The organism is Stenotrophomonas sp. 2YAF22 (genome assembly GCF_052114665.1).
GTDB lineage: Bacteria > Pseudomonadota > Gammaproteobacteria > Xanthomonadales > Xanthomonadaceae > Stenotrophomonas > Stenotrophomonas indicatrix.
Map to the genome: position 1 here is coordinate 1 of NZ_JBFRFE010000536.1, position 3,072 is coordinate 3,072.

Annotated in this window: 2 protein-coding genes; both read right to left on the reverse strand. The window is 65.1% G+C overall.

The window, feature by feature from the left end; translation table 11 throughout:
* On the reverse strand, positions 1–1,405 hold a 1,405-nt coding region (locus tag AB4Y84_RS17745), incomplete at its 3' end, for a M13 family peptidase (protein ID WP_442250565.1).
* Between the two features lie 172 nt (positions 1,406–1,577).
* On the reverse strand, positions 1,578–3,072 hold a 1,495-nt coding region (locus AB4Y84_RS17750; RefSeq protein WP_442250566.1), incomplete at its 5' end, for a M13 family metallopeptidase.

Consider the following 3,072-nt stretch of genomic DNA (forward strand, 5'->3'; position numbering starts at 1 on the left):
GTGCATCGCCGAACAGTTTGCCGATCTTCGTCTGGTCGCCGGCGGTGGCCTGGATGATGCGCTTCATTTCCTCGCGGTGGCGCCAGGTGGACGCGATCAGCATGTTGCCGCCGAACGAACCACGGCCCATCGGCTGCACGCTGTAGTCCAGGTCACGTAGCGGGGTGCCGATCTCGATCTTCAGCGCGGCCAGCTTGGCCTGCGCTTCGGTCTTGGCCTCGGCGCTCATCCAGCTGTTGTTCTTGACCGCTTCGATCTGCACTTCACGCACCTTGTCGACGATCCAGGCCGCCTGGCGGCGGTCTTCGGCGGACAGGTAACGGGCTGCGTATTCGCGGCCGACCATCGGGCCAGCGGCCACGTTGATCGCGTCCAGCACGCTTTCCCAGCGCTGCGGCGGCAGGGTTTCACCACGCAGCACGCGGCCACGGAATTCGAACTCCGCATCGCGGTACGCCTTGGACAGGTACGGCGCCATCGAGTCGCCCACGCGCCAGCGCAGGTAGGCCTTCCACTGGTCCGGCTTGAGCTTGGTGACCATGCCGTCGAGCTGCTTGAACAGCGCCGGATCGGCCAGCGACACCAGGTCATCGTTGACGCCCTGCGCCTTCAGGAACGCGTCCAGCTGCAGGTTGCGGTAGCGGCTGTTGAGGTCCTTGGTGGAGATCGGCGCGTAGTTGTTGAACGGGTTGTTGATGCCCGCCAGCGACTGCGCGTTGCGCGCCAGTTCGGTTTCCAGCGCGATCACCGCCTGCGACTCGGCGTCCAGCTTGGCCGCCGGGGTGCCGGTCAGTGCGAGGATCTGCTTGACGTAGTTGCGATAGCGGCCCATCAACGCGACGGTGTCGGCGTCGGTGCGGGTATAGAAGGCCGGATCAGGCAGGCCCATGCCGCCCTGCATGAAGTAACCGATGTGGCGGTCCAGCGCCTTCAGGTCCACGTCCGGACCGAAGTTGAAGGCCACCGGGATGCCGACCTGGTGCAGCGCGGCGATCGAGGCCGGGACATCCTTGGCCTTCTTGATCGCGTTGATGCGGGTCAGCAGCGGTGCGATCGGGTTGGAGCCGTCGGCTTCCACGGCCGCTTCGTCCAGGCCGCTGGCCCAGAAGTCGCCCAGCAGCTTCTGCACGTTGCCCTGCGGCGCCTTCATCGAGGCGTCCAGCAGTTCACGCTGTTGCTGCCGGCTGCGGTCGACCAGCTGGCCCAGTGCGGTGGCGGCGCCGGTCTGCGGCACCGGGTTGGCCTTCAGCCAGCCTGCGTTGGTGGCGTCGTAGAAATCGCTGCACTGCGCACTGACGGCCGGGGCGCGTGCGGCCTTCTTCTTGGCGGCGAACGCATCGTGGGTCGGAACCAGGGTCGCCAGGCTGATGCCCAGGGCGATGGCAAGCGGACGGAAGTTGGGCATGTAGAACGAATCCGTGATGGATTGAGGGCGGGCGAACTATAGCAAGCCGGGCAGGGTGGGAGATGCATGCGCTGTGACGTCTGCAACGACGCAGATGATCTCCACCGCGCGGAAAAACAAAGGCCCGGGAAATCCCGGGCCTCTGCAGGCAAGCCGTGGCCTCAGCCGTGGCTTACCAGATCACCACCTGCGAGTCGCCGGTGCGCGACATCGGCGTACCCGGCTTGCACTGGAAGGCCGCGGTGAAGGTCGGCAGGTTCGACGGCGCACCGACGGCGCGGAACTGCGCCGGCGCGTGCGGGTCGGTTGCCAGGCGGACCTTGGCGTTCTCCGGGGTGTACTTGGTGCGCCACACGGTGGCCCAGTTGAAGAAGAAGCGCTGATCGCGGGTGAAGCCATCGATCTTCGCGTCTTCCTTGCCGGCCGACGCCTTCTGCAATGCGTCGTAGGCGGTGGCCAGGCCACCCAGGTCGGCGATGTTCTCGCCCAGGGTCAGATGGCCGTTCACGGCCTGGCCGTCGACCTTGTACTGGTCGAACTGCTTGACCAGCTTGCCGGTCAGGCCAGCGAAGTTCTTCGAATCGGCTTCGGTCCACCAGTTCTCGAAGTTGCCGGTCGGCCCGAAGCGGCTGCCCTGGTCGTCGTAACCGTGGGTCATTTCGTGGCCGATGACCGCACCGATACCGCCGTAGTTCAGCGCGTCGTCCGCCTTGGCATCGAAGAACGGCGGCTGCAGGATGGCGGCCGGGAACACGATCTCGTTCTGCAGCGGGTTGTAGTAGGCGTTGACCGTCTGCGGGGTCATGCCCCACTCGGTCTTGTCCACCGGCTTGCCGATCTTGGCCAGGTTGTACTGGTAGTTGAACGCGGTGGCCGCGCGCACGTTGCCCAGATAGCTGTCACGGTTGGTCTGCAGGCCCGACCAGTCACGCCACTTGTCCGGGTAACCGATCTTCGGAGTGAAGGTTTCCCACTTGGCGATGGCCTTGGCCTTGGTCTCTTCGCTCATCCAGGACAGGCCCTGGATGCGTTCCTTCAGCGAAGCGGCGAGGTTCTTCACCAGCTCTTCCATCTTCGCCTTGGCTTCCGGCGAGAAGGCGACCTTCACGTACAGCTGGCCGAAGGCTTCGCCGGCGTCGCTCTCGATGGTGCCCAGCACGCGCTTCCAGCGCGGCTTCTGTTCCTTCTGGCCATTGAGGGTCTTGCCGTAGAACTCGTAGCTTTCCTGCACGAACGCATCAGCCAGGTACGGCGAGGCGCTGTCCACGGTGTGGAAGCGCAGGTAGGCGCGCCACACCGACGGATCGGTATCGCCCAGCGCCTTGCTCACTTCCTGGTGGAAGGCCGGGATGGCCAGCGAGAACTTCTCCGGCGCGGCCACGTTCTGCGACTTGAAGAACTCGGTCCAGCTGAAGTTCGGGGTCAGCGCATCGGCCTCGGCCAGGCTGACCGGGTGGTAGTACAGCGAGACATCGCGCGACAGCTCGACGCTGGACTTGGACGCCTTGGCCAGGCGGGTCTCGAACTTGACGACTTCTTCAGCCTGCTTTGCTGCATCGGCAGCGGCCACGCCGGACAGCTCCAGCACCTTGGCCACGTGAGCCTGGTAGGCCTTCAGCTTGTCGGCCTTGGAGGCATCGGTATAGAAGGTCTTGTCCGGCAGACCC